This window comes from Spongiimicrobium salis (genome assembly GCF_043678055.1).
GTDB classification, from domain to species: Bacteria; Bacteroidota; Bacteroidia; order Flavobacteriales; family Flavobacteriaceae; genus Spongiimicrobium; species Spongiimicrobium salis.
In genome coordinates, this window is the sequence record NZ_JBHEQA010000001.1 from 430,514 (window position 1) to 457,090 (window position 26,577).

The following is a 26,577-nucleotide window of genomic DNA, read 5'->3' on the forward strand; positions in this document are numbered from 1 at the left end:
TAAAAGTTTTGGATTTGCGGGAACACCTGAGCGATGCATAAAGCTAGAGAAGAAGGTTTCCACTTTGGAGCAAGCAGGATTTACTCTATGGGAAACTGTCTACTGACCTTTAGCTTCAAATCGCGAAAGCATTGCCTTGACGAAAAGGGCAGGTCTCCTGACTTATAACCGTATGCACACTCCTTCCCATTCTTTATATAAACAGTGGATTTGTACGTGCATACGCAATACGTTACTCACAGTTGCGCGACAGCTTTGGATTTTCACCAAATTCCCTATTAATGCACCTTAAGTGCAACCTTTTTCGTTGGATAAAAACTCCATATCCTTATCCAATGCTAAATTACATAATCCTTAAGGTATCTTGTCTTTTTTTCTGCAATTTTAGTATTCTTCAGCCATCATTTTTAGTCCTGCATGTTTTTGTCGAAAAATTGCAGTGCCAATGCCACAGTCTCATCGTGAATTTGTTTTCGGTCTACCCCTTCCCTATCCACTGTAATGGCCGGTGCCACCTCTTTCCCGAAGGCAGTAGCTTCATTGAGAAAGACATAATGTCCAACATTTTCCCCAAACATGTGCAAGGTGCTGGTCGCAATTAAATTATGGTATTTTAAGGCATTGTTCTCCGGCGGGGTATTCCGGTCGCCTTTGCCGGCTACAATATAGACGGGTGTACTAATGTCTTTCGTTTGTTCCTTGGAATGAAATCCAAAACCAATGGCAGGAGCCATGACAAAAAAAGCTTTGATTCTTTCATCCTTCACAAGATCCTTATACTTAGTATAAGAAGCAACAATGAGGCTATCGGTGTCAAAATCTATTTCTTCATCCATTTCGGGAAACTCCGGAGGCAATTGTCTTTCATTATTTGTTTCAGCATCATCAGATCTGTCCGCACGATCCACATACCCCCCTGCCAACGCTATATGGGTGTAGCCTCCTAAGGAGTGCCCTACTCCCCCAATTCTAGACGCGTCAATTTTACTTCCAATTTCCGCATCTTGGAGTACATTGGTCAAGACAAATTGCACGTCAATGGCCCTTTCCCACCATTTGACAAACTCTCTTGGTATTTTATTAAAAGTGGAATTCCCATAATGGTCTAGGGAAACTACGATATAACCCTTTTTTACCATACGTTCTATAAGCCAAGTGAGCGAAAATCGATTCCCTCCTGTTCCATGTGACACTAGTATGAGTGGAAATTTTTGGTCTGGGATACTCGCATTTGGAATTGTGGCCATAGGCTTAAACAGGGCTTTATTTCCTTCACTGGAAGCCTGCACTTTTAAGGTATCCAGAGTGGGATACCAAATCTCGGTGACCAAAGGTCTGCTTCGGGATTCATCCGTATAGGTAATTGATTTTTGACCGATTTGGAAGGTGTTTTCCTTTTGAGGCGTACAAGAAAGAAAGCAAGTGGCAACAAGAAGCAAAAAAGATGTTTTCATACAGCGCTATTTAGGTTTGGTTAGTAGAAAGACAAGGCAAGTCCATCATTGTTACACTTCTTTTTGACCTCGAGTCCATATGCCCTGTTAAATGCATTGCTCCACTAGTTCAGATACATCGATTAAAATGCGTAATTTCATTTAAAATTTGCCTCATGATACTCCAAAGGAATACATCTGCCCCGCATAAAAAGACCTCGCCATTCATTGGTTTCCTTCTTTTTCTTATCTCAATTTTACTCCTTGCCCTTACCGGACCATTGGGTTTTTTGTATGGTATTTTTTATGTGCTTTTTACAAAAGGGTTTCATGCTTTGGGCGAATACTTCTTGAAAATTGCCATTTCCATAGATCAATTGGGCAATGTCCTCATGCAACACTTGCTTAATGTTGCTTGGGTTAAAAAAGGCGGGTATCTCTTTGGTAACCGGGACGAGACCATCTCCAGTGCCATTGGCAAGAACAAACAACAAAATACACTAACTGGTTTTGGACGTTTTTTTGATCGTATTCTGGATGCCATTGACCCCGATCATTCCTTGAACTCTATTGATTATTTTATTCAACCTGAAAAAAAGGTCATTGATAAATTGGCATGGATCCATATCGTAGACGGGCGCATTCTAAGCACCCGAAGTAAGGGCAAAACCAAATATTATATCCCAGGCGGAAAACGAGAATCGGGAGAGTCGGACAGTGCCGCTTTGATACGGGAGATCAAAGAAGAACTCTGCGTAGAAGTAGACCCTGCTTCCTTAAGTTCAGTAGGCATATTTGAAGCCCAGGCAGATGGACATGCAGCCGGTATTACAGTACGAATGACCTGTTATACAGGAAGCTATACAGGAAAACTATGTCCCGATTCCGAAATCGAGGAAATGGTATGGCTTAACTATAAAGATAAGCCTATGATTGCTGCCGTTGACCTTCTAATTTTCGACTATTTAAAAGAAAAAGGGGAACTCCTTTAAGGTTCTTTTACCAACTCCAAAACTTTTGTTACCTTGGCGCTTTAATTTTTTAACCCTAACCTAATGGAAGTTCTTGGTATTGATATTGGCGGCTCAGGCATGAAAGGTGCTATTGTAGACGTTGAAACCGGTAAAATGTTGACCAAACGATTTCGGGTTCCAACACCACCAAGTAGAAAACCTGATGAGATGGCCCAAGTAATTTCCCAGATTATTGCCCATTTTAAGTATACGGGTCCTGTAGGTTGTGGCTTTCCAACGGTGATTAAAAATGGTATCTGTAAATCTACCGGAAACCTTCACAAAACGTGGAAAAATGTAGCTGTGGACCAACTTTTTAGCGAGGTCTCCGGGCATCAAGTAACCGTTGTAAACGATGCGGATGCTGCCGGATATGCAGAAATAAATTACGGCAGTGGTAAAGGCAAAAAGGGATTTGTGGTCATGATTACCATAGGTACCGGTCTTGGCAGTGGCGCCTTTTTGGAGGGCCGATTGATTCCTAATTTTGAATTGGGGCAAATTCCCTACAAAAAACATGCAAAAATAGAATTATGGGCGGCAGCTTCAGCTAAAGAACGCGAAGGACTTAGCTATGAGAAATGGGGCAAACGTTTTAACAAATTCCTGAAATACGTAGATTTGATCATTGCACCAGATTTAATGATTATTGGTGGAGGAACTTCCAAACATTTTAACGAATTCCAACATTTGATCACCGTAGATACTCCCATTGTTCAGGCACAGTTGTTAAATCATGCCGGAATTATAGGAGCCGCAGCAGCTGTAGTCCAGAAATAATTTTTCCGCAAACCAATTACTCAAATTGATGCCATTGTAAAGGCGAGACTTCAACTTTGATCGTATTGGAAGCCGTATAGGTTAATGCAAAGCCCTCTTCTTCCAAGGTATGGGCATAAAAAGGCAAATCTTCTAATTTTACCATGGTATTGTCATTGCGTATCACACGCCAAAAAGGAACATCCCTTTCTAGATTTTCCCGTACGGGTCTGGATTCTTTGGATATCCGCTTCAAATGATTTCCGGTCCGCATGGGGCAAGTAACATCAACACCATAGATTTCGGACATCTTCTCTGCCAATAACTTTATAGAGGTTATTTTTCCTTTGGGAATTGTGGCGACAATCTCCCTCACCATTTCAACAGTGGGATGCAACATATTTCCTTTTCCAAAGTATTTTTCCATTTTTTCGGGAACAGGTACTATTTTAAGTGATTTCATATATTGGGATGTAAATGTTTTTGATAAAGTATTGAAGCGAAATAATTGGCTACGAGCATTTCTACCCAACTTAAGGGCAATACGATCCACAGCATATCCCAGCTTGCCAGTCCCATATTAATGGTGGCTATCCAAAAAAGGACAAAAAGCAAGGCCCAAATAAAGCTTGCCGAGTACAGAATACTGCGTTTTGTATTGCCATATACATTGATGAACAACCAAAAAGAGCCAACTACCAGTACGGACAGCAACATATCCCAAAAGGTCCATACCCCTAGTATAAAAGGATCTATTTGAGCTATATTCGGACGTCCCTTAAAAAATGCTTTTGTTCGAGGGGCAACAAAAACAAAATAACGTACCACTTCCGAAACATTGATCCAGATGCTGGTGACCAGGGTAACGATCACAAAGCGTTTTAAAGAAAAGTGATAGCGCATTTATAATCTATTTATGGTTTCTTTCATCTTTTTCACCACGCCTTCCGGAGTAGCATAGGTAGGCGTCATCCTGTATAGGGCCGCCGATCGTTCCAGTACGTTTATGGTGTTTATAAGGTCTAAACTCCTTTCGTTTCCTTTACCAAAACGGAGGGCTTGAGGGTTTATCATCTGCTTTTGAATCAGGAAATCCACTTTTTTGGCGCAACGGCAAGGGTTTTTGGGATTGGCCAAACCACATTTATCCTGAAGAAAGTTTCGCAGCTTGGCTTTGGATCTGGAAAGTTGTTTTCTGAAATTCTCTGGCGTCATTTCCAAAATTTCCGCTCCTTCCTGACTGCTAAAATCCAGAATCTGTCCTAAAATATAAACCATTCTATTACTTTCATTAAGGCAGAGTAGCATCCCATGGGTACAGCTCACTTTTACCTCTTCTTCCAGCAGTCGCTGTTCTCCTAGATTTTGGGTGTACTTTATATAAGGAGATTGCCCGGTATCGATCTGATCGGCATAAGCCTTAAATGATGCAAACTTTCGTTTTTGTTTTGTTTTGAGGTTCAAGAGGTAATTTACGGCAATACGATACACCCAGGTATCTAATTTGCTGTCTCCCTTAAATTGTGACAAATGGGTGACCACTTTGACCAGGATATCCTGAGTGGCATCTTCTGCATCTTCTGGAAAAAGTAACATCCGTAAGGAAAGATTATACACCAGATCCTTGACACTATCTATAACCTTTTCCAAGGCAACTTTGCTTCCTGCATTCGCTTCTTCTACAAGTTTGTTCATCCTTTTTTGTGTGACTTCTATTAATTAGACCTTTTTTCCGCAGGGGTTGTGACAACTTTGCCTTCTTTTTTAATTTTAATCAGATACGATATCCGATATAGATCAAAATCAATAGCAATGCCACTTTTAAAGACCACCCAAGGGCAACGTTCTTTTTCAATTCTTTAGGCTGGTAGATGATTTTAAATTTTCGCCTTCCGAAATAAAAAAAATAACGAATGATAGCCCCTATCCATTCCGAACTGTGAAATTCTGTATTGGCTTCCGTTCCCCAATCCATATTTTCACCTTCTTGGTGTTCATTCCCGTTAAAATTGTCATTCGTCATCATATCTGTTGGAGTTTATCTTATTCGTATCATCTTTATCCGCATTGTTACAACTACAAGAATAGAGGCTTTCCAACGATTTTACTCCATATCATAAGAGTTTTCAAACAAAAAGCCCCAAGCGAATGCTCAGGGCTTTTTTAGGTATATGCTGTGTTATTGCTTTAAGCAATTTTATTTCGCTTACGGTCTACCTCGGTCAAATAGATTTTGCGCAATCTCAAAAACTTGGGCGTCACCTCTACATATTCATCTTTTTGAATATACTCAAGGGCTTCTTCCAAAGAAAACTTAATTGCCGGAACAATCTTTGCTTTATCGTCCGCACCGGCAGAACGTACATTGGAAAGTTTTTTGGTTTTCGTGATATTTATGGTCATATCGTCTCCTCTGGAATTTTCACCGATAACCTGTCCTTCATAAATATCTTCTCCTGGATCGACAAAGAATTTCCCTCTATCTTGTAATTTATCTATAGAATAAGGAATCGCTTTTCCTTTTTCCAAGGACACCAAAGAACCGTTTTGACGTTGCGGAATATCCCCTTTCATAGGTTGATATTCTAAAAATCGGTGTGCCATAATAGCCTCTCCAGCAGTAGCGGTCAACAATTGGTTACGCAATCCTATAATTCCACGGGAAGGGATTACAAATTCACAGATCATGCGATTTCCTTTGGCTTCCATACTCGTCATTTCTCCTTTTCGGATCGAAACCATTTCCACCGCTTTTCCAGATACTTCTTCCGGTAAATCTATCGTAAGATGCTCTACAGGTTCGCATTTCTTACCGTCGATTTCCTTGATAATCACCTGCGGCTGTCCTATTTGCAGTTCATAACCTTCCCTTCTCATCGTTTCAATCAGTACCGAAAGGTGCAAAACCCCTCGTCCAAAGACCATGAACTTATCGGCACTATCGGTTTCTTCAACTCGCAAGGCCAAATTTTTCTCCAATTCCCGTTGCAAACGTTCATTGATATGTCTAGAGGTGACAAACTTCCCATCTTGTCCAAAGAAAGGGCTATCATTAATGGTGAACAACATACTCATTGTAGGTTCATCAATTGCTATGGTCTGTAGTCCTTCGGGATTTTCCAGATCGGCAATAGTATCGCCTATCTCAAAACCTTCCAAACCTACGATAGCACAAATATCTCCTGTAGCCACTTCGGTCACCTTCTTGCGCCCCAAACCTTCAAATGTAAATAGTTCCTTGATTTTGGATTTAGCGACACTGCCATCTCTCTTGACCAAAGAAATTTGTTGATTCTCTTTTAGGCTTCCTCTTTGCAATCTTCCAATGGCGATTCTTCCAGTAAAAGAAGAATAATCCAAGGAAGTAATCAACATTTGGGTGTTTCCTTCTGTTGGTTCAAAAGTCGGAATATGCTCAATGACCATATCCAATAGGGGCTCAATAGAATCGGTTTCCTTTTGCCAGTCGTCGCTCATCCAATTATTTTTGGCTGAACCATAGACCGTTGGAAAATCCAATTGCCATTCTTCCGCTCCCAATTCGAACATCAGATCAAAAACTTTCTCATGTACCTCTTCAGGGGTACAGTTTTCCTTATCCACTTTATTGATAACTACACAAGGCTTTAGTCCCATATCAATAGCCTTTTGCAGTACAAATCGTGTTTGTGGCATGGGACCTTCAAAAGCATCCACTAATAAAAGTACCCCATCGGCCATGTTCAATACCCGTTCTACCTCACCACCAAAATCGGCGTGACCAGGGGTATCGATAATATTGATTTTAGTCTCCTTATAGACCACAGATACATTCTTGGAAGTAATGGTAATACCACGCTCTCTTTCCAGATCGTTATTATCCAAAATCAAATCCCCGGTATTCTCATTATCACGGAACAATTGACAATGGTACATGATCTTATCGACCAATGTTGTCTTACCGTGGTCTACGTGCGCAATGATCGCAATATTCTTTGTTGTGGACATACTTTTGTTTTGAGCGTGCAAAGATACTGCTAATTTTCGCTTGTTCGCACAATCTTATGTTATTTTTATCTTATTGATTTTGAGGACGTTCCCTATTTTCCTACACACCAGCGTTTTTCTCCTAAAATCCAACCCACACTTAGGTTGAATGTAGGTCCAAAACCTCCGGAAGATGTGGCAAAGTAATATCCACCCCCTACTTCTATATTTATGGTAAATCCGCTGGAATGCGTACGTTGAATGCCATAAACAGGTCCTACGAAACCAAGGAGATCTACGTTGTCACTTACATTTTCCAGAAGGGGATCTCCAATGAAATAAGAAGCCGATGCGGCAATATAATTCCCTGCATTGCCATAGGCCGCTTTTTGGTTTTGAAATCTCTTGCTTAAATTATGATAATATCGATACTGTCCGTTCAAAGCCGGCACCACATCTATTTCAAAATCGTTTTTCGTATTGGGATCTGTGACAAATTGTAATGCCGCCCTAAAATTCAGCGTTTCGTTCTGCCCAATACCTACTTCATATTCCAATCCCGGGCCAAGGATATTGATTTTAAATTGATGTTGCTCCACATTCTTACCAAACTGTGCCTGAGTGGCCGCTGTCAAGAGCAGGAATAGTACTAAAAATTGCCTCTGCATGATGTCAAGATTTGGGGTTTGATATCTTATAGATAACCCTTAGGTCGTTAAAAAAGTATATCCTTTCACGAATTAGCCCCGAAATACCTGCCAAAACTGTTAAATTAGACCAACTGCAGCCGTATTCCTAGCGTTTCTTTCCCAATACCCAACCAATGCTAAAATTGGCCCAAGGGGAGACGCCATCATCAAAATCGGTATTAAAATAGACCAGTCCAAATTCTAAGGTAAAATTAAAGCCTTTCTTATAGGTTCTTTGAAGCCCGTAAAAGGCAGAGGCCTGTATGCCATTATCTGTAACGAATTCTAAATTTCCCAACAAGGGATTTCCATCATACACCAAGATTCCACCCCCGACAAAATTGCCACTATTGCCATAGGTATGTTTTCCCTTTCGCTCCCGTCTCTCAAAATTGATATAGTTACGATATTTTCCTTCAGCAAAGGGGAACAATCCAAATTCGGTCCTGCGATCACTCCCACCGGCAACGGCTACAGCCGTACCCAGACCTAAACTCAAAGTACTTTGGTCTCCAACACCGAATTCGTATTCTACGCCAGGCACCAATAGATTGACTTTCCATTGTTGATTTTCTACTTTTTTAGTGGATTGTGCATAGAAAAAAGAGCTGGCACATAGGCATAGAAGAAATGTAATTTTTTTCATTGTTGTTTGTTTTGGTTTGAAGACTATTTACTACCAAATAGTATGCCAAAAAAGAATGAAAAATCACTATCGTGGATTGATATATTCTATCTTTTCCTTTCTTTTCTGCTTTTTCTTTTTTCCCAATACCCAACCCACACTGAAATTAAATGTAGGTCCAAAGCCACTTTCCGTGCCTCTTCCATCATAATAGCCAGCGCCGCCTTCAATGGAGAAGTTAAATCCTTTGGGATAGGTTCTTTGCACCCCATATACTGCTCCTACAAAACGCAGCCCAAAATTAGTATCATCGATATCCCCTAAAATCTCCAATTCCGGAATAAATATGGAGTATAGTGTCCCAAAATAATCCCCGGAATTGCCCCCCACATTTTTACCATTGCGCTTTCTACTGTTAAGATTATAGTAATAATTATACTTACTGGTCCAAGCTGGGGACAGGGAATAGCCTGCCGGGGGTAATGCCAAACTAAACAAATTGAAGCCTGTGGAAACCGTCTGATTCCGTCCTATAGCGAATTCATAGTTGAATCCAGGATTTAAAAGATTGAGTTTTACTTGGTGTTTCTCCAGATGAAGAACCCCTTTTTTCTTTTCTTGAAATTGTGCGTTTATCGCCGTAATAGTACTAAAAAATAGGGCAAAGAGTAGTTTTTTCTGCATAGATTTTGTTTTGGTTTTGCTAAAACTAAAAAGAATACGATGGTGAAACACTATCTTTATGCAAAATTTAAGATATGACCTTAAGCAGCATTCCTCATATAAAACACACGGATAGCAATAATTTCTTTCTACTCTCTGGACCTTGCGCCATTGAAGGGGAGGATATGGCCTTGCGCATCGCGGAAAAAATAGTGACCATAACCGATAAATTGCAGATTCCCTATGTTTTCAAAGGAAGTTTTAAGAAGGCCAATCGCAGTAGGCTTGATTCTTTTACAGGTATTGGAAATGAAAAAGCACTGAAAATATTGGAGAAAGTATCCAAAACATTTGAAGTCCCTACGGTAACCGACATCCACGAAGTATCTGATGCGGCAATGGCCGCTACTTATGTGGATATTCTTCAGATTCCCGCTTTTTTGGTACGTCAGACCGATTTGGTGGTTGCTGCTGCAAAAACAGGGAAAACGGTCAACTTGAAAAAAGGACAGTTTATGAGTCCCGAAAGTATGCAACACGCCGTGACCAAAGTCAAGGAATCTGGTAACGAACAAGCCATGATAACGGATCGTGGAACCATGTTCGGCTATCAAGATATGGTCGTGGATTTTAGGGGTGTTCCCACCATGAAGCAATATGCCCCGGTCGTATTGGATGTCACCCATTCCCTACAACAACCCAATCAATCTAGCGGTGTTACCGGAGGAAGACCAGATATGATAGAGACCATCGCCAGAGCGGGTATTGCCACAGGCGTTGACGGCATTTTTATGGAAACCCATTTTGATCCGGCCAATGCCAAAAGCGACGGAGCCAATATGTTGCATTTAAATCACTTGGAAAAACTACTGACCAATCTTGTTGCTATTCGGAAAATAGTAAATAGCTTGTGATGTTTTTTTACTATATTTAGTCCTGTATTACCATACCAAACCTTATTTTTATGAAACATATGGCTCTCGTGCTATGCATAGCACTTTTCTTCACTACTCTTGGGTATTGTCAGGATTTGGACAATTTTGGCATCCTTTCAAAAGAAGAGATGGCATTCACAGAATATCCTGCAGACAGTACGGCCAATGCCGTTGTGATGTATGAACGGGGAAATAATTTCTTTGCAGTACGGGACAATAGAATATGGTTGATCAAAAAATACTACGGAAAAATTAAGATTCTAAACGAAAAAGGCCTGGATGAAGGAAATATAAGCATTCCACTATACCGCAATAGCAAAAATAGAGAGACCATTGAAAAACTACGGGCCATTACCCATAATAGTGGTGGCGCAAAAAGGGAACTTTTGGCAAGTGAGGTGTTTTCCGTAGATGTCAATGAATGGTATACCAAAAAACGTTTCACCTTCCCCAATGTTAAAAAAGGAAGTATCCTAGAGTATCGTTATACCGTTGTTTCTCCTTTTTTCTTTAAACTGGAAGGCTGGAATTTTCAGTCCCATATTCCCAAAATATATAGCGAATTCAATGCAAAAATCCCTTCGAATTACAAGTATAACAGAACACTTTTAGGGGCACTTCCCTTAGCCGCAAATGATGCGACCATTGAGTCGGCCTGTTTCTACGTAGATGGCTATCCAAATCCTGCTGATTGTGAGGTGCTGCGCTACGCCGTTAGAAATGCTCCCGCATTTAATGCTGATGATGCCTATATGTTAGCTACCTCCAATTATATTTCCCGTCTCGATTTTGAACTTGCGGAATACTACACCTTTCAGGGCGCCAAGGTAAAGTATAGTAAAAGCTGGAAAGACGTAGATCGGGATTTTAAAAAAGATAAGGATATTGGTCGTCAATTGACCAAAAAAGGATTCTTTGAAAAGAACGTACCTGAAAGCTTATTAAGCACAGGGGATGAACTTACCAGAGCCCAAAACATCTATAATTTTATTCGGGGGTACTATACTTGGAATGGAAAATACGGGATTTATGATAAAGTACGTGTAAAAGATGCGTTCAATAAAAAAATTGGCAATGTAGGGGAAATTAATATTTCGTTGATCAATTTATTGAACGCGGCCAATATCAATACCAATCTTATGTTGTTATCTACGCGTCAGAATGGGCTCCCCAAAAAGAATAGACCCGTACTTTCCGATTTTAATTATGTGGTGGCCAAAGTGCATATTGATGGCAAGGATTACATTCTGGATGCTACAGACAAATCCATTCCTTTTGGCATGCTCCCCTTTCGATGCCTCAATTATCAAGGGAGGGTCATGGATTTTAAAAAAGAAAGTTATTGGTACGATATTGCCGCCTACGACAACAACAAAAATATGTACCGGGTGCAGTTGGATTTTCAGCCCGAAGAAGAAAAGTTTGTGGGTAAAATCAATCAGTTGACCTTTGGGTATAATGCCGTAAACAAAAGAAGAGCATTTGCCGAAAGTAGCGAAGACAGTTACCTTAAAAATATAGAAAACTCCTTTGTAGACGACTTCCTCATCACGGAATATACATTAAACGATGCCCAAAGTGATGAAAAAAAGGTTTCAGAGCGATTTGAGTTTGAATTGGAAACATCAGTGACCAGTGACAATATTTATTTAGATCCATTTTTTATTAAATTCTTCCGGAAGAACCCTTTCATCCAAGAGAAAAGAAATTATCCCATTGATTTTGGCTATAATCGGGAATATGCCTTTCATCTCATTTTCAATGTCCCTGAAGGATACAAAATAAAGGATCTTCCAAAAAAGAAAGTGGTGGCCTTACCAGAGCAAATGGGGAAATTGAAATTTGACTGCAGACCGCAGGGAAACAGTATTATATTGTTATTTGATGTTGCCATCAATTCTAGTCACTACAGCACGGAAAAATACGAAATGCTCAAAGAGTTTTTTAAACATATTACCGAAGTTCAGAACAATACCTTAATTGCCCTGGAAAAAGTATAGCCAGGATATAGCGGTTGCTGCCCAATATGCAAAGACGATTACATGAAATACCGGAAAACGGCTACTTTAAGTAGTATGGGATTGAAATATTTTATCCACATTGTCTTTGGAGAGGGGTTTGTCAAAATAGCCTTGAATTTTTGGATGGCTCTTGGCCAATTTCCTGTCTTTGGAATTGTTAAAGGCCGATAAAACGTATACCTTGGTCTTGAAATTGGTGCCCAACCGTTTTTCTACTTCTTCCAAAAGTTCCCAACCACTCATTCCCGTCATGATAAGATCTAACAACAATATATCGGGCATGGCAAGTACATTCTTATTGCCCGTAATCACCTCAAGAAATTTCTCTGCACTATCGTAATTGCTGATACTACATGGAATCTCAGATTGTTCTATCCGGTATTGCGTAGCAAACTGTGATACAAGATCGTCATCTATGATACAAACCTTTAAGCTCATTTGGTTATTTTGAAATAAAGGCGAAATTTACAGAATGTTTTATAATTTCTTACTGCTTCAACCTAAAAAATAGCGATTATACCTTATTTCCAAAACTTTTTGTCTTTCATTGTATATGCATCTTGAAGAACAGCCGTGAGAACGGTATGGTTAATTTCTTCCAAACTTTTATACCGTAATGATCGCATTACTTTACGTCCGTCACTAACCAGATGTTCTGGATATACGCTCAGATGGGCCGCATTCCAAAAGCCCACATCTACGTAATTCTTACTTTGGTTCAGATAACAAAAAGGACGTCCATTGACATAATAAAAAGGTATTTTGTACTTATATTTTAATTCCATTCCTACAAGCTCTCGTTCAATAACCGCTTGGAGATGCATTAAAATACTTCGATAAGGTTCTTCCTGATTCAAAATGTAGGCTTCTGCGGGGTTCATGGGATTAGTACTGTTTACTGTTGACTGGCGACTTAAAGGTACTTGAAATAGTTCATACGTGTGAATATCGCTAAAAGTTTGCTAAAAATATTGGAGAATTCATAAATTCATTTAACTTTGTATTTCAAAGTACTTTATTATGGAAACAAAAAATTACTTGGACGATATCACAGAAATCAAACAAATGATGCATCGTTCATCCCGTTTTCTTTCCCTCAGTGGCCTTTCCGGGGTATTGGCAGGAATCTATGCCCTAATTGGTGCGTACATTGCCAAACAACAGATACAAAACTATGTTGGCCCTACGGAAGCCTACCGAGGTTCGGATTCTATTGGACTTCTCAATGCTATCAGCTCTCCTAGTTTAATGCGTACTTTATTGCTCATTGCTATTATTGTTGTTGCCTTAGCCATGATTACCGGAGTGCTTTTATCCATAAAAAAATCGAAAAAAAGTGGCGAAAAACTATGGGATGTTAGCAGTAAACGTTTATTCGTTAATTTTTTCATTCCCCTAGTGGCCGGAGGTCTTTTTTGTATGGCACTTTTACAAAATCGATATTATGATATGATTGCTCCCGCTACCTTAATTTTCTATGGTTTAGCCTGCGTAAATGCTAGTAAACATACCATAGGGGATGTGCGCTACCTAGGCATGGCCAACATTGTCATTGGTATCATCTCCACGCAATTTCTGGGGTATGGTCTCTATTTTTGGGCTTTGGGTTTTGGATTTTTCCATATTTTTTATGGAGCTTTGATGTATTTTAAACATGATAGGAGTTAGGAGTTAGGAGTTAAGAGTTAAGAGTTAAGAGTTAAGAGTTAAGAGTTAAGAGTTAAGAGTTAAGAGTTAAAGATGTTATTTTTTAGTCGGCATTCTAGATATTTCCAAGATTTTTTTTAAACAATATGAGCATTATCAACAACATCAATAAAGTATTTGATCATCGCATACGTTTGGGAATTATGTCCGTACTTATGGTGAACGATTATGCCGACTTTAATATGTTGAAGGAACTTCTTGGTGCCACGGATGGCAATCTGGCCAGCCATACCAAAGCTCTGGAAAAGGCAGAATATATCAAGGTAGAAAAGCAATTTATTGGCAGAAAGCCCAATACGCGCTATTCTACCACCCCCTTGGGGAAAGCCGAATTTAAAAAACATATCGATGCGCTGGAAAAGCTTATCGGAAAGTAGAATTTGATTTTTTTTACAATTTTACTTTGAATTTCAAAGTACTTTATAATGAGAGATAGATTATTGGAATATTTGTACGAATGGAGCAAAAAACCCTATCAAAAATTTTTAAAACATGGGCAAGCTTGGAGTATTTCTGTTACCGAATTGCTGCATTACCCCCATCACAGTCTAGGGTTTCATTTGGGTTGTTTTTTGATCAAGTATCACTTTGAGCTACAACCCAAACTGGAAAACCATGATGTTTTCCATGTCCTTACGGGCACAGGTATTTCCGTTCCCGAGGAAATTGGCATGCAATATTATCTTTTCGGCAATGGAAAACGCAGCTTGTACCTATTTACTGTGATTTTTATGGGCACTTTGTTGTTTCCCGATCATTTCTCCCGATTTAGACGAGCCTATCGCAAAGGGAAATCTGCCCTCAAGTTCCATCAAATCGATTTTTCAAAATTGTTGACACAACCCATAGCAGATTTACAAGCTATTTTTTTAATCCGATAAAACTTTATTTTATGAACATTCATTTAAAAGCCATACTCTCGGCAATTGCCTTTAGCCTCTTGTTTTACAGTAAAAGTTTTGGTCTCAATCTTTTTTTGATTGCCATCATTGTAGTAGCAGTACTCTTCTCTATAAAAGAGAAACGTCCAATTCCCTGGATCTATGCTTTGATCTATATTTTTAGTGCATTGATGGTCGTTGTTAACCCCTCCTCTTTTCAGGTGACAGTCCATTTTATTGCCTTTTTTGTTTTCGTGGGGAAGTCGGTTTCCAACCGGAGTTCCCTGTACATTGCTGCCCTCATAGGCCTTGTCAATATGGTATTGGCTTCCGTTATCCGGTTGGGAGAAGCTTCTCAAAATCCTCCAAAAACCAAAACCGATTCTGATAATGATACCATACCCAGAACATATGTATATCTAAAAGGTGCTATTGTAGCCCTTCTTCTTATGGGCTTGTTCATTTTAATGTATCGCAATGCCAATCCCATTTTCAATCATTTGATTGCACAGATAGATATGAGCTTCATTAGTGTCCCATGGGTATTTTTTACTTTTTTAGGGTATTTTTTGTTTCGTCATTTACTCGCTCCATTCGGCGCTGAGGAATTGGCAGATCAAGACCTAAAGATTTCCAATGAGCTCCAAGCTCCCACTACTCCATTCACGGAAGTGGTATTAAAGAAAATACAAGAAGAACACATCTTGGGCAGTATGGTGTTGGGCACCTTAAATGTGCTCCTACTTTTCTTTTTGATTACGGATATGATCTACTTGTTAGGGTCCAGCACTTTAGTATCACATGCGCAATATTCTGAAGCAGTCCATGAAGGCGTATATGCACTATCTTTTTCAGTCATTTGTGCAATTATTGTGCTCATTTACTTTTTTCGAGGCAATCTCAACTTCTATAAAAACAACACCCGCTTAAAATCCCTGAGCTTTATTTGGATTGGTTTCAACCTACTTTTAGTACTCTTTACTTGCATAAAAAACTACCATTACATCGCGGAATTGGGACTCACCTACAAGCGAATTGGAGTGTTTGCATACCTTTTACTGACACTCGTTGGATTGATTACCGCTTATCTTAAGGTGATACAGATCAAGAGTTTCATGTATCTATTCCGTACGAATACCACTATCATTTTTGCTTTTCTGATTTTATGTACGGCTATTCCCTGGGATCGCGCCATTACAGCCTATAACCTATCCCATTTGCCTCATCCGGATATGGAATATCTTTTGAGCTTAAATACGAATAACAGTGCGCAATTATATCAATATGCAAGGCAGCATAAGCAGGAAATTCCTCAGCATCAAAAAACTAGAATTTCGGAACGTTTGGCCACCTTTAAAGAGAATCAAGCAGCCAAATCATGGCAGGAATATACGGTATTGGAATTCACTTTAAAATACTAACAGATGCTCTCTTTTTTTACTTATCCCATCAACCGTTTTGGAGTGCGTTTGGCCGCCATTAGTTTTAGTCTAGGCTCCATCATCGTAATACTTCATCTTATGACCAAAGCAGAAATTACGGTAGTTATCGGCTTTGTTTATGTGATTCTGGCCTTGGGCCTCAATAGTTTTACTTTTCTTTTTATACTACTGCATGGACTATTCAATTTTAAGGATATTAAAGAGCATGGTATTACGCTTATCGTAATGCTTTTAAATCTGCCCATAGCCTATTCCTATCTTTTACTTGTAAACATTTAATCTCATGAAACTATTTTTATCCACCTTATATCAACGTTATTCTCTTTTACTACTCTCCACAGCCTTTGCACTGGCCTTATTGGCCCTTCGTATTAAAGTGACCCATAATGGCTTCTATTCTTTTTTGGTTTGGAATCTTTTTCTGGCAGCAATACCTTATGGCATTACGCAATTTTTAGTACATTTTTCTCGATTGCGGAAATATCGTATTTCAATGTTTCTGGCTTTTGGTGTTTGGTTATTGTTTTTGCCCAATAGTCCTTATATCATCACGGATCTAATTCATTTGCACAGTGAACGATCCAATCTCCCCTGGTTAGATCTTTTCCTTGTCTTTGTTTTTGCGCTCAACGGGCTTTTGTTTGGGCTTTTATCTTTGGTAGACATGCATTGTTTTATCCAAGAGCGCTACGGTTCACGAATAGCGCAATACACTATTTTTCAATGCTGTATTTTAAGTGGTTACGGCATACATCTGGGCCGCTTTATGCGCTTTAACTCTTGGGATATTCTAGGAAAACCGGTACAATTGTTCACCACTATAACCGATAGTTTTTATATGGACCATGTGGGATTAATGACCTTTGCTTTTGGCGGTTTTTTATGGATACTCTTTCTGGGATTTCGGTCAATGATAAAAAATCCGGTCTAGCTAAAGGTCTTTATTGATCTCCATATCAAAGTCCAATTTCAATTTGGCCAAATATTCCTGGGGTGTTTTTTCTGATAAAGTCACTCGTTTCGTTCGCATGTTTACATCAAAACAAAACTTGGAAAAATCCCCATGACATTCCTGTTCCATGCGGGCAATAAGATAACGGGTAATCCTAGGACGCAACTTGTACTCCATATCTATACAGCGTTGCTTTTCGGTTGGGTCGATTTCTTTGTTAAATATCCAATTAAATTCCATCTAAATATTTAAGGATGTGGAATATACAATATTATCTTGAATGAAGCCTGTTCAAGATTAGTATTTTTCGACAAGTCGCCCCCTTTTCTGTTGAACGGAAATAATACCTTAAGATACTACCTACAGGACAGAGGAGATCTCTTATTCTTCTCCATCTACATAGTTTTGGAGATAGGCATAATGTGACGTAAGTTTCCCGTTTTGAGTCATTCTTGCCCGGGCTAATACTCCATCAGCATCTCCATTAAAAAAAGCCGGAATAACATGAGTTCTAAATGCCTCTCCAAATCCTACACTGGCATCCCTAGGCAATTCACATGGAAGGTTGTCTACCGCCATAACGGCTATAGCATCTTTGTTCATGAAATCAGTTTCTTCTTCAGATTGAGGGTCGTAGCCATAAATGGGATCGGCAATCGTAGAAGGTCTGATCGTAGTAGCCACAGGTCCATCGATATCGCAACTGACATCGGCAACGACTTGAATATTAAAGTCGGGCTGTTTTGCATCTTCCCGTGTAAAAAGATAGGGAGAACCATCGCCATAGAAATGTCCCGCGATATAGAAATCAGTTACCCGGGCAAAACGGAAGAAATTGGACTTATACTCCTCGGGATTGGCGAAAAAATCGGCCATATTTCCTTTTACCCCATCTTTTCTCAAATTATATTCGGACACATCAATCTGGCAATACACGGCTTCATCAAAAGACTTTTCCAAGTACGAAGCAACATCCACTTCCTTTAGGCCCATAGCATCCAACATTTCTTTCGCGCCATTCCCTACTCTACCTTTTCCAGTCAGTAAGATTTTTATAGGCGAAAGTGTTATTTTTTGCAATTCCGAAATCAGTTCTTGTTGATCGGCAAGGGATTCTGCCTTGGGCAATTGAAAAGCTGCCGTTTTTATACCGTAGGCCCTAATTCCATTATACGCGCCTACGATTCCTGCATACCGGCCAAAAGCCACCAGACGCTTCCGATTGGAATCCGTGATCACTTCATGATCGTACAATTCAATATTTTTTGCTAAAATAGCTTGCAATAGTTTCCGGTTATACGGTTGTTTTTTGATGGTATGGGAAAAGAAAAAATACTTCTTATTCGGAATCAGGGCTTCAATAGGTACTTCTTTTACCCCTACCAATACATCACAGGATTCCATCTCAGCTCCTACTTTAATGCCAGCTTCCCGATATTCTTCATCGGTAAAAACCCGTATTGGGGAAGGTTCTACAATGATTTGGGCTTCGGTATGTGCCGAAATGACAGTTTTACAGGCTTCTGGGGACAATACCACCCGACGATCAGGCGGATTTTTACGTTCTTTGATGATTCCGAATTTCATGCTGGTATTTTGGTATGCAATTTGCCGCAATATACAAAAATGGCCTATGTATTCGTTTAAGTAAGGTGAAGATAAAGGCTATCTGGAAACTTTTATTAGCTTTGCACTCCTGTACAGTATCCAGAGGGCATTACTTGAGGGTACAAAGACAGCATAAAGAGATCGTTCTTTGAAAAAAAGTGATATCGTAGGCATGGGATTTCCCGAAGGAATATCTCTATGTTACGATGACATTATCCACGGGGCCGACTGGTTTTGACAGCGAGGCCAATTGGAATGTCAGCATGCCGAGCGCTGGGCTACAGCTCGTTAATCTCATTTTCCACACTTTTAATTGGCGAAAATAATTACGCTCTAGCCGCTTAATCCGAATTATAGTAAGATTGGCCACGTCCTTACAAGGTAAGGAAGCTGGATGTCTCTGAATAGCCCTTGTTGACGGCGATTTGTATGGAGGCACTATAAAAGTCAACATAGAGATCTTGGAGCTTTGACAAGATTTTAAAATTAAAAAAGCTAAGTGTACCATAGGCGGTTTTCGGTCGGTGGCACATCGAAAACCAAACGAAGACTAAGCATGTAGAAAGCATTGTAATTGCTTGTTTGGACGAGGGTTCGAATCCCTCCGGCTCCACGATTAATCACAATTGGGTTGTGATTTAATACATAAAAAGTCCGACAAGTTTACTTGATCGGACTTTTTTGTTTTAAAGCATTAGTCCTGTAAGGACTACCAATTGTATTTACAGAACGGGATCCCGAGGGAAAAACTGAGTTAATCCCTCCGGCTCCACCTATGCCCTCCGAAGCTTAAACGAAGTGAAAGCAAAGAAGGGCATTTTTTCCGAAACATCATACAATCAAAATTACCGGGCTCCTGTAAACTCCTATCTTTTCTATCCCAACAAGCCTTTTTCCACGGCCACACGGATGAGCCCTGCGGTGTTACGAACTCCCATTTTCTGAATGAGATTGTTGCGGTGGCTTTCTACGGTTTTGGCACTGATAAAAAGTAGTTCAGAAATCTCTTGATTGGTATGTTCTTCAGAGATCAACCGTAAAACTTCTTTTTCCCGCCGAGTTAATTTTGGAATAAAGTCTGTTTGGGAAGTACCTATACTGTGATTTAGTAATATGTCTTGCACCCCTCTTGGGAGGTAGTTGTTTCCGGCATATACGGTCTGGATAGCCTTAATTAATTCCTGCTTATCCGTATTTTTAAGTAGATACCCCTTCGCCCCATTCCTGATCATACTTTTTATAAAGCCTGTTTCACTATAGTTGGACAAGGCCAAAATTGCCAGTTCCGGGCACCTTTTGTGCAGCCTTTTACAAAGATCCACTCCATTGCTATCAGGCAAATTGATATCGAGTAACAATACATCGGGCATAGCTTTTTCAATATCGCTCAGCAGCTGTTTTCCCAGGCTATAGGTGGCACAGATGGCCATCTCTTGAGAATCTTCCAACATGGTTTCAATCCCTTTCAGAATCATACTATGATCATCTAAAATAGCTACTTGTATCATGTGTTTTTTATTTTGGTCAGATTGATCTCTATACTAAAAGTAGTCCCATTGGGCCCCGAACTCAAATCCAAATCAGCTTTTAAAAAGTCTACTCGCGATTGAATGTTTTGAAGTCCTATTCCTTTAGAGGGTCTTTCAGGATCAAACCCCTTACCATTGTCCTCCACTACAATGGAGAGTCGGTCACCGTGATTATTGATTTGCACCAAGGCCTCAGTAGCTTGAGCGTGTTTTATACTATTGTTGACCAATTCTTGGATGATTCGGTAAATAGCAGTCTCATTCTCTTTCTTTAGGACAATTTTATTGCCAAAATATTGAAAACTAATGTTTACGGGGCTAGAGGTATTTTGCTTCAGACAAAACTGTGCTATGGCCTCCACCAAATCAAAATTTTGCAAAGAAGGAGGTGCTAGATTATGCGAAATTCTACGAATTTCCTCAACGGCATTATCCAACATCGTGATGGCATCGGTATAAGAAACTTTTTCCTTGACAGAGAGGGAAGTAGGTGCTATGGAGCTGATCTTATATTTTATTACCGATAGGTCTCCATTGATACCATCGTGCAAGTCTTGAGCCAATCTGTTCCGTTCTTTTTCTTCCCCATCGATCAACGCTTCTAATTTTAGGAGTTCCTGTTTGGTCTGTAGTGCAGTAATTTCATTGTTTTTTAATTTTTGGTTTTGTCTGAAAAATAACCACAATCCTAAACTGAGCAGTACTAGTATTACTCCAGCACCCAAGGCCATATTAAACTGATTTTCTTTTTTTAAAAGGTTGTTTTCCTGAGCTTGCAACTGTAAGTTTTTTGTGGCGATTTCTTTGTCTTTCTTTTCCGCCTCATACTTGGCATCTGCTGTTGCTAAGGAGGCTTTGTTTTGGTTGGAATAGAGCGAATCTTTAAATCGCATAGCCGTTTTTAAGAGCTTGTTAGATCGATTGTAATTCCCTTTTTTGGTTTCCAATTCCGACCAGCTTTCATACGCATTGACCCCAACATAAAAGACAGGTTCTTCTTGTTTAAATATACGTTCAAACTCCTCAAAGTATTGGCTTGCCTCTGCGTAATTTCCTTGTTGTGATTCATGTCTTCCCAACATAATGAAACTACTTAGAATATCGAATCTCTTTTTACGTGCCAATGCATATTTATTCGCTTCTAAAAAAGCCTTTTTCGCTTTTTTGTGCTGTTTGAGCCCATCGTAAAATTCCCCTAGTTCTACATGTATCCCATAGCATATTTCAGGAGATTTGGTTCGTTCACAGAGGGCTAAGGCTTTTTCTAAATATATAGTGGCACTATCTACTTTTTGCTCCTGTCGATAGATATAGGCCAAAGCCCTTGCCGAAATACCTTCCAAACGGGTATTTCCTCCTTTCACACTACTTTCATAGCCTAAGCTGATATATTTTTTGGCAGGCCCCTCAAAGTTATTTTGAAAATACAAAACCCCTTGATTATAGTATATTTTACAGACTACGCTATCGTTCTCTTTGACCAAGTTGATTGCCTTATTATTATAAGTGATAGCTTTTTCAAAATCCTTGTCCAAAGAAATGGAATAATTGGAGTACACCTCGGATCGCACGATGCTGTCTTCCTTCTGATCTAGCTTTTCCAAGGCTTTATCAAAGTAATAATGCGCAGAATCACGGTCAGCTGCATAATGTTGAAACAAGCCTTTGTTACTATATATTTTAGCGGCTCTGTATTGCCGGTTTTGCGCTGAAAGTTTTGCAGCTTTTTTCGTATAAACAATGCTACTGTCAATACTCACCGATAAAAACTCGCTACTCAGCAATAAATAGAGATCTACCTTAACGGTAGCTGGCAAGTCCTTTTTTTTCAGCTTTTGTTTTAAACTGTCTATGGTTTCATTTTGAGCAAAACAGGTTTGGGCAAGAAACAAGAGAAGTAGTATGTTTAGGAAATGTTTCATAGTAGTGTGTTGGTCCTTGAAAATGCAGCGACACTGCTTCGTGTTTGGTTTCAATCACATTTTGGACTATACTTTCCAGCACCTTCATAGGTTCTAAAATAACGATTCCCATTTAAATAGGTTTTATCATCGCCATCTATCGTAACAAAATACTCATAAACTTCTCCATTGTAAAAGTGTAATTGTAGCGCTATTTGTTCTTGTTTTTGCAAGATTGTCCATGTTCCCGCACCTTGCTGACTTGTACCTTGACCTGCATTATATTCTCCGCCACTGACACTCATACTGCCATAGGAAGAATGATTAAAATATCCTTTATCGCATAAATCTATTTTTATTTTTTTGCCATAACTACCACTGCCATAGGAGGTATAGGATTCCATGTAGGTTAACCTACAGTTCGAAAACTTCTTCTTCCACTCCTCCAAATCACTTGGAACATTACCCAAAATATCGCCCTCTTTAGGGCTGGAGAATATGACTGATTTTGCTATGGCAAGCCCCGATTTTTTCAGATGTTCAGCATAGCTGTTTGAATTGGCTCCACAGATTAGGGTAAGCCCTAGTCCAAATTCATTCCACATCCCCAAAATATAGGCTTGGGCAGATTTACCCGAAATGATACCGGAATATTGACCTCCTATTGTATTTGAGGTGATTTTTTGGGGTATGCCCATAGGGATTAATTTCGTGTTGGCTCCAATAACAAAACCCTGTTCCATTTCTTGTTGTATCTCCTTCATATTTTTAAGATTATGGGTTGTTAATAGTATAAAGCCCGGGATTTCACTGCTACTTAATAAAAACCCATTTTCAACATCTTGACCCGTCCATGCTTTGGGCACTTCAAACGAAATGCCCAATGAAGGATAGTTCTTTAGATGATTTGCTTGTGCTTGTCCTCTGCCACACAGGGTGAAAATGAACATATATATTCCTATATGCAATCTGGTACTTTTAAAAATGCTCATATCCCAATTTTAGTTTACGATACAAATTGTATGAGGATCAAGTGAAATCTGAGTCCCAGTATCACGCAGCTTACATACCACGTGAGGCAGTGTCAATAAATTTGGATTATTGTTTAATCTTAAAAATCTCAATCCCGTCAATTGTCCAATCTCTTCGGGTACATTTCTTAATGCATTATCACGCAAAGAAAAAATTTCCAATAGGGATAGTTCACCCAATTCTTGGGGTACATCTTCTATTTGATTATCGTTTAAAAAAAGATATCCCAGTTGCGCTAATTGCCCTATTTCTTTTGGTACTTTTCTAATCCTATTATTCTCTAAATACAGTTCTTCTAATTTCACCAATTGCCCTATTTCAGTTGGTATTTTTTCTATTTCATTAAATTGCAGCTCTAAATATATCAGTTTCTTCAATTTAGTAATGGCAATGGGGACTCGAGTAAGGTTGTTCTCGTAAAGCGATAATTCTTTTAAGTTACCCAAACGTTCTATGTTCTCAGGAATGGTGGTCAACGCATTACGCCCTAAGTACAAATGCTCTAAATTGGAGAGTTCCTCAATTGCTAAAGGAAAGCTAGAAATAGCATTGTCCGTAAGGCCTAATACTGTTAACCGTTTTAATTGTTTTATCTCCAATGGAAGCGAACTCAATTGGTTTCTATCCAAGAACAATTGCGTTAAATTGGATAAATCCCCAATTTCAACTGGAATTTCGCGAATTGAATTTCCTTGAAGTATCAAATGGGTCAATTTGGGTAATCTGCCCATGACCCTTGGAATATTCGGAATATTTTTTTCTCGTAAATGCAACTCCGTAACATGGCCTTCAACATCTGTGGTCACGCCTTCCCAATTTGCAATATTATTATCTGTAATATCCCATGAAAGGGTATGATCGGGGTTTTCATTAAGGAGCGTCAATAAGACATCCCTTTGGGAGATCTCCCAGATAACCCTATAGTCCCGAACGGATCCATTTTCCGCAGTTACGGTATAACGTACCGTTTTATTGAAGTCTTGGGGGCCTTCCGGACTATAACTAGCACCTTTAGAGGTCTGTATTTGCGGGAGCAAGGATGAAATATCCGTTCCTAAAGGTGTTTCAAACGTAATCGTATTTCTTTCCTCATCAATTTGCCCAGTGATGGTAATATCTATTGGGTTCTCGGCAAGGGAAAAAGTAAACGATTGTATGGTATTGGCTGTATTAAGTTCCGTGACTATATTTTCATCATTTTTACTACAGGAAATGATAGTACTTAAGAATAGTATTATGCACAAATTGCCGAATGGTTTTATCATGATATCTTATTTTTAAATTTTGGTATTAGAGTATGACACCCCTTTTCTAGAGCATTGGTCTAAAAATGCTTATTCATTAGTGGTCAGTATGTGTATCTATTTGGGTTAAAAGGATGTTGGGATGTCTATTGACAGGTTGTTATTGGGTCCAAGACAACCCTGGTCCCAGTATCCCTAAGGTCGCATATTGCTTGCGGAATGGTAACTAAATTAGGGTTATCTTCTAATGATAGATGTATTAAAGAAGTTAATAGCCCCATTTCTTGAGGTACGGTTTTCAAGTCATTCCCATGAAAAATTAATGTTTCCAGTTGTGTCAACCTACTTATTTCTGTAGGTATCTTATCTATGCTATTTTGATGTAGGTCCAAATAACTCAGTTTCGTGAGTTCTGTAATCCTCGTAGGCAGCGTACCACTAATTTGATTGAAACGCAGTCCCAAAGCAAACAAATTTTCAAGATTCCCAATGCTTTCTGGAATATCGGTAAGTTCATTGTTGTTAAGGTATAATTCTTCCAAATTTGATAATAATCCAATTTCTGCGGGTAGACTGGATAGGGAGCCACCAGTTACATCTAAAGCTTTAAGGTTTTTAAGGTTTCCTATTTCAGAAGGCAGAGCAGACAGGCCAACTTGAGTTATAGCAAGTACTTCTAAATTAGACAATTCTCCTATGGAGGCTGGCAAATTTGCCAATCTGGTATTTTGTATTGTTAGGTTTTTCAGGCTTTCTAAACCGCCAATTTCAATAGGTAAACTTAATATTTCAGTAGTGTACTCAATCCTCAACGTTTCTAATTTTTTAGCTTGGCCGATTGCAGGTGGCAATGACTTAAGTGGGCAAAATGTAATTCGTAAGAATTCTAAATTGGGCATACGAAAAATCGATGACGGGATGCGTTCAAATTTATTGTCCGATAAATCAATTCCTCGGAGTTGAAGTTGATCTAACTCAGAAGGCAAGTCTGTCATTTGGTTGCGATTGATTTTTAGGAATGTTAAATTGCTTAACTTTCCTAACTCGCTTGGCAATGACCTCAACATATTATGGCTTACATCCAAGCTTCTAAGGTTGGTTAATTCCCCAATTTCAGTTGGTATTTCCTCAAGGAGATTAAAGCTTAAGAAAAAACGATCTAGACTGTTCAATAGGCCTATTTCCATTGGAAGTTCAGCAATTTGATTTCCTTCCAGAGAGAAGTCAGTAAGTTTGGTAAGATTTTGAATACTTCTAGGAATTTCACGAATTGAATTCGATTCCAAATTCAAAGTGGACAATTCAGAAAGTCTACCAATAACCTCAGGAAGGTTTTGAAGGTCTTTTCTAACAAAGTTCAATGCAATCACATTACCCATTCCATCGGTGGTTACACCTTCCCAAGTGGAGATATCTGTATTTTCCAAATCCCAATCCAATGTATTCTCCGGATTCTGATTGTACAAGGTGAGCAAAATATCCCTTTGTGAAATTTCCCAGATTACTGTGTATTCGGTTGTGGAGCCATCTTGCGCAGTTACCGTATAGATGACGGGCTCCTTAAAATCTTGACGCCCCTGAGGACTAAAACTTGAACCTTCCGAGGCTTGTATCTGAGGTAGTAATGATGAAATATCGGTTCCTAAAGGTGTTTCAAAAATGATGATCTTGTTCTCTTCGTCAATTTGCCCTACGATCGTAAGGGAAATGGGATTTTCTGTTAGGGAAAAGGCAAATGATAGTATAGCATTCGCATTGTTGGGTGCAATGGAAATGATAACATCGTAGACAACGGTGGAGCCGTCTTCTGCCGTAACTGTAATCTTCACCACTTCTGTAAAATCATTAACGGAGGCATTACTGACCGTTGCCTTTTCCGAAATAGTTATTTCCGGCTTCAAGGCACTGATATCCGTTCCAAAAGGCATGATTGCCGAAATACGTTTGGCCGTTTCGTTGACACTCGCCCTTACATCCATAGTTAAGACTGTATTGACATCCGATTTAAAAACAAGTGCAGTAATCTGCTTCGCACTACTTTTAGTAGGTTCTTCAACAATATTCCCATCGTCTTTACTACAAGCCGTTAAAAGAATCAAGAATAGCATTGTCCATAAATTCAAAAGTCTTCCTCTCATACCATTAGTTTTTAAATTCAGTGCTAAGGTATTGGCAAC

General features: G+C 39.3%; 28 protein-coding genes, 1 other RNA gene and 1 riboswitch. Of the genes, 11 read left to right on the forward strand and 18 right to left on the reverse strand.

Annotated elements, in window-relative coordinates:
* Positions 1 to 130 precede the first annotated feature (130 nt).
* Positions 131 to 318: riboswitch (cobalamin riboswitch) on the reverse strand.
* A gap of 89 nt (positions 319 to 407) precedes the next feature.
* On the reverse strand, positions 408 to 1,454 hold the full coding sequence (locus tag ACEXOE_RS02020) for an alpha/beta hydrolase family protein (protein WP_394747055.1): 1,047 nt from the start codon (positions 1,452 to 1,454) through the stop codon (positions 408 to 410).
* A gap of 155 nt (positions 1,455 to 1,609) precedes the next feature.
* On the opposite strand from ACEXOE_RS02020, the gene ACEXOE_RS02025 reads away from it, so the two are divergent.
* Together ACEXOE_RS02025 and ppgK are read left to right on the forward strand one after the other, a co-directional pair.
* Positions 1,610 to 2,425 (forward strand): NUDIX hydrolase, encoded by an 816-nt coding sequence (locus ACEXOE_RS02025; protein WP_394747056.1) that lies wholly within the window; start codon positions 1,610 to 1,612, stop codon positions 2,423 to 2,425.
* A gap of 63 nt (positions 2,426 to 2,488) precedes the next feature.
* Complete coding sequence (gene ppgK / locus ACEXOE_RS02030) at positions 2,489 to 3,226, forward strand: polyphosphate--glucose phosphotransferase (protein WP_394747057.1); 738 nt, start codon at positions 2,489 to 2,491, stop codon at positions 3,224 to 3,226.
* Between the two features lie 16 nt (positions 3,227 to 3,242).
* Here the strand turns inward: ppgK and ACEXOE_RS02035 are convergent, their stop codons facing one another.
* The 8 genes from ACEXOE_RS02035 to ACEXOE_RS02070 all read right to left on the reverse strand — a co-directional run bounded on the left by ACEXOE_RS02035 (position 3,243) and on the right by ACEXOE_RS02070 (position 9,169).
* Positions 3,243 to 3,668 carry an MGMT family protein gene (locus ACEXOE_RS02035; RefSeq protein WP_394747058.1) on the reverse strand — a complete coding sequence of 142 codons (426 nt, stop codon included), beginning with the start codon at positions 3,666 to 3,668 and terminating at the stop codon, positions 3,243 to 3,245.
* Complete coding sequence (locus tag ACEXOE_RS02040; RefSeq protein ID WP_394747059.1) at positions 3,665 to 4,108, reverse strand: hypothetical protein; 444 nt, start codon at positions 4,106 to 4,108, stop codon at positions 3,665 to 3,667. The genes ACEXOE_RS02035 and ACEXOE_RS02040 overlap by 4 nt, the downstream gene beginning before the upstream one ends.
* Positions 4,109 to 4,900, reverse strand: coding sequence for an RNA polymerase sigma factor (locus ACEXOE_RS02045; protein WP_394747060.1), 792 nt, complete (start codon positions 4,898 to 4,900; stop codon positions 4,109 to 4,111).
* 79 nt (positions 4,901 to 4,979) lie between these two features.
* Complete coding sequence (locus ACEXOE_RS02050) at positions 4,980 to 5,231, reverse strand: hypothetical protein (RefSeq protein ID WP_394747061.1); 252 nt, start codon at positions 5,229 to 5,231, stop codon at positions 4,980 to 4,982.
* Positions 5,232 to 5,392: 161 nt separating this feature from the next.
* Positions 5,393 to 7,192 (reverse strand): translational GTPase TypA, encoded by a 1,800-nt coding sequence (gene typA / locus ACEXOE_RS02055; protein ID WP_394747062.1) that lies wholly within the window; start codon positions 7,190 to 7,192, stop codon positions 5,393 to 5,395.
* A gap of 92 nt (positions 7,193 to 7,284) precedes the next feature.
* Positions 7,285 to 7,839 carry a hypothetical protein gene (locus ACEXOE_RS02060; RefSeq protein ID WP_394747063.1) on the reverse strand — a complete coding sequence of 185 codons (555 nt, stop codon included), beginning with the start codon at positions 7,837 to 7,839 and terminating at the stop codon, positions 7,285 to 7,287.
* Positions 7,840 to 7,966: 127 nt separating this feature from the next.
* Positions 7,967 to 8,506, reverse strand: a complete 540-nt coding sequence (locus ACEXOE_RS02065) for a hypothetical protein (protein WP_394747064.1) — start codon at positions 8,504 to 8,506, stop codon at positions 7,967 to 7,969.
* A gap of 66 nt (positions 8,507 to 8,572) precedes the next feature.
* Positions 8,573 to 9,169, reverse strand: coding sequence for a hypothetical protein (locus tag ACEXOE_RS02070; RefSeq protein WP_394747065.1), 597 nt, complete (start codon positions 9,167 to 9,169; stop codon positions 8,573 to 8,575).
* 74 nt (positions 9,170 to 9,243) lie between these two features.
* Between ACEXOE_RS02070 and kdsA the strand changes: the two genes are divergently transcribed.
* Positions 9,244 to 10,062, forward strand: a complete 819-nt coding sequence (kdsA, locus tag ACEXOE_RS02075) for a 3-deoxy-8-phosphooctulonate synthase (protein ID WP_394747066.1) — start codon at positions 9,244 to 9,246, stop codon at positions 10,060 to 10,062.
* 50 nt (positions 10,063 to 10,112) lie between these two features.
* A complete protein-coding gene (locus tag ACEXOE_RS02080; protein WP_394747067.1) occupies positions 10,113 to 12,083 on the forward strand; it encodes a DUF3857 domain-containing protein in 1,971 nt (656 codons plus the stop codon).
* A 66-nt stretch (positions 12,084 to 12,149) separates the two neighbouring features.
* Here the strand turns inward: ACEXOE_RS02080 and ACEXOE_RS02085 are convergent, their stop codons facing one another.
* Positions 12,150 to 12,542, reverse strand: a complete 393-nt coding sequence (locus tag ACEXOE_RS02085) for a response regulator (protein ID WP_394747068.1) — start codon at positions 12,540 to 12,542, stop codon at positions 12,150 to 12,152.
* A gap of 83 nt (positions 12,543 to 12,625) precedes the next feature.
* Positions 12,626 to 12,985, reverse strand: coding sequence for a DUF1801 domain-containing protein (locus ACEXOE_RS02090; protein ID WP_394747069.1), 360 nt, complete (start codon positions 12,983 to 12,985; stop codon positions 12,626 to 12,628).
* A 139-nt stretch (positions 12,986 to 13,124) separates the two neighbouring features.
* Between ACEXOE_RS02090 and ACEXOE_RS02095 the strand changes: the two genes are divergently transcribed.
* The 6 genes from ACEXOE_RS02095 (at position 13,125) to ACEXOE_RS02120 (ending at position 17,065) form a co-directional block, all read left to right on the forward strand.
* Complete coding sequence (locus ACEXOE_RS02095) at positions 13,125 to 13,772, forward strand: hypothetical protein (RefSeq protein ID WP_394747070.1); 648 nt, start codon at positions 13,125 to 13,127, stop codon at positions 13,770 to 13,772.
* A gap of 125 nt (positions 13,773 to 13,897) precedes the next feature.
* The gene (locus ACEXOE_RS02100) at positions 13,898 to 14,188 is read left to right on the forward strand and encodes a winged helix-turn-helix domain-containing protein (protein WP_394747071.1); all 291 of its coding nucleotides are present in this window, start codon (positions 13,898 to 13,900) and stop codon (positions 14,186 to 14,188) included.
* A 48-nt stretch (positions 14,189 to 14,236) separates the two neighbouring features.
* Complete coding sequence (locus tag ACEXOE_RS02105; protein WP_394747072.1) at positions 14,237 to 14,692, forward strand: Coq4 family protein; 456 nt, start codon at positions 14,237 to 14,239, stop codon at positions 14,690 to 14,692.
* An 11-nt stretch (positions 14,693 to 14,703) separates the two neighbouring features.
* Positions 14,704 to 16,113, forward strand: a complete 1,410-nt coding sequence (locus ACEXOE_RS02110) for a DUF4153 domain-containing protein (protein WP_394747073.1) — start codon at positions 14,704 to 14,706, stop codon at positions 16,111 to 16,113.
* Between the two features lie 3 nt (positions 16,114 to 16,116).
* Positions 16,117 to 16,413, forward strand: a complete 297-nt coding sequence (locus tag ACEXOE_RS02115) for a hypothetical protein (protein WP_394747074.1) — start codon at positions 16,117 to 16,119, stop codon at positions 16,411 to 16,413.
* Between the two features lie 4 nt (positions 16,414 to 16,417).
* Positions 16,418 to 17,065, forward strand: coding sequence for a DUF1361 domain-containing protein (locus tag ACEXOE_RS02120; RefSeq protein ID WP_394747075.1), 648 nt, complete (start codon positions 16,418 to 16,420; stop codon positions 17,063 to 17,065).
* Here ACEXOE_RS02120 and ACEXOE_RS02125 read toward each other — a convergent pair whose 3' ends face one another.
* The gene (locus ACEXOE_RS02125; RefSeq protein ID WP_394747076.1) at positions 17,066 to 17,326 is read right to left on the reverse strand and encodes a hypothetical protein; all 261 of its coding nucleotides are present in this window, start codon (positions 17,324 to 17,326) and stop codon (positions 17,066 to 17,068) included.
* Positions 17,327 to 17,467: 141 nt separating this feature from the next.
* The gene (locus tag ACEXOE_RS02130; protein ID WP_394747077.1) at positions 17,468 to 18,673 is read right to left on the reverse strand and encodes an NAD(P)-dependent oxidoreductase; all 1,206 of its coding nucleotides are present in this window, start codon (positions 18,671 to 18,673) and stop codon (positions 17,468 to 17,470) included.
* 241 nt (positions 18,674 to 18,914) lie between these two features.
* Between ACEXOE_RS02130 and ssrA the strand changes: the two genes are divergently transcribed.
* Positions 18,915 to 19,310: a transfer-messenger RNA gene (gene ssrA / locus ACEXOE_RS02135) on the forward strand.
* Positions 19,311 to 19,569: 259 nt separating this feature from the next.
* Here the strand turns inward: ssrA and ACEXOE_RS02140 are convergent.
* The 5 genes from ACEXOE_RS02140 to ACEXOE_RS02160 form a co-directional block, all read right to left on the reverse strand.
* The gene (locus ACEXOE_RS02140) at positions 19,570 to 20,202 is read right to left on the reverse strand and encodes a response regulator (RefSeq protein WP_394747078.1); all 633 of its coding nucleotides are present in this window, start codon (positions 20,200 to 20,202) and stop codon (positions 19,570 to 19,572) included.
* Positions 20,199 to 22,145 carry a tetratricopeptide repeat-containing sensor histidine kinase gene (locus ACEXOE_RS02145; protein ID WP_394747079.1) on the reverse strand — a complete coding sequence of 649 codons (1,947 nt, stop codon included), beginning with the start codon at positions 22,143 to 22,145 and terminating at the stop codon, positions 20,199 to 20,201. The genes ACEXOE_RS02140 and ACEXOE_RS02145 overlap by 4 nt, the downstream gene beginning before the upstream one ends.
* A 50-nt stretch (positions 22,146 to 22,195) precedes the next feature.
* Positions 22,196 to 23,116 carry a hypothetical protein gene (locus ACEXOE_RS02150; protein ID WP_394747080.1) on the reverse strand — a complete coding sequence of 307 codons (921 nt, stop codon included), beginning with the start codon at positions 23,114 to 23,116 and terminating at the stop codon, positions 22,196 to 22,198.
* A 9-nt stretch (positions 23,117 to 23,125) separates the two neighbouring features.
* Complete coding sequence (locus ACEXOE_RS02155; protein ID WP_394747081.1) at positions 23,126 to 24,421, reverse strand: leucine-rich repeat domain-containing protein; 1,296 nt, start codon at positions 24,419 to 24,421, stop codon at positions 23,126 to 23,128.
* Positions 24,422 to 24,546: 125 nt separating this feature from the next.
* Positions 24,547 to 26,538 carry a leucine-rich repeat domain-containing protein gene (locus ACEXOE_RS02160; protein ID WP_394747082.1) on the reverse strand — a complete coding sequence of 664 codons (1,992 nt, stop codon included), beginning with the start codon at positions 26,536 to 26,538 and terminating at the stop codon, positions 24,547 to 24,549.
* Positions 26,539 to 26,577 lie beyond the last annotated feature (39 nt).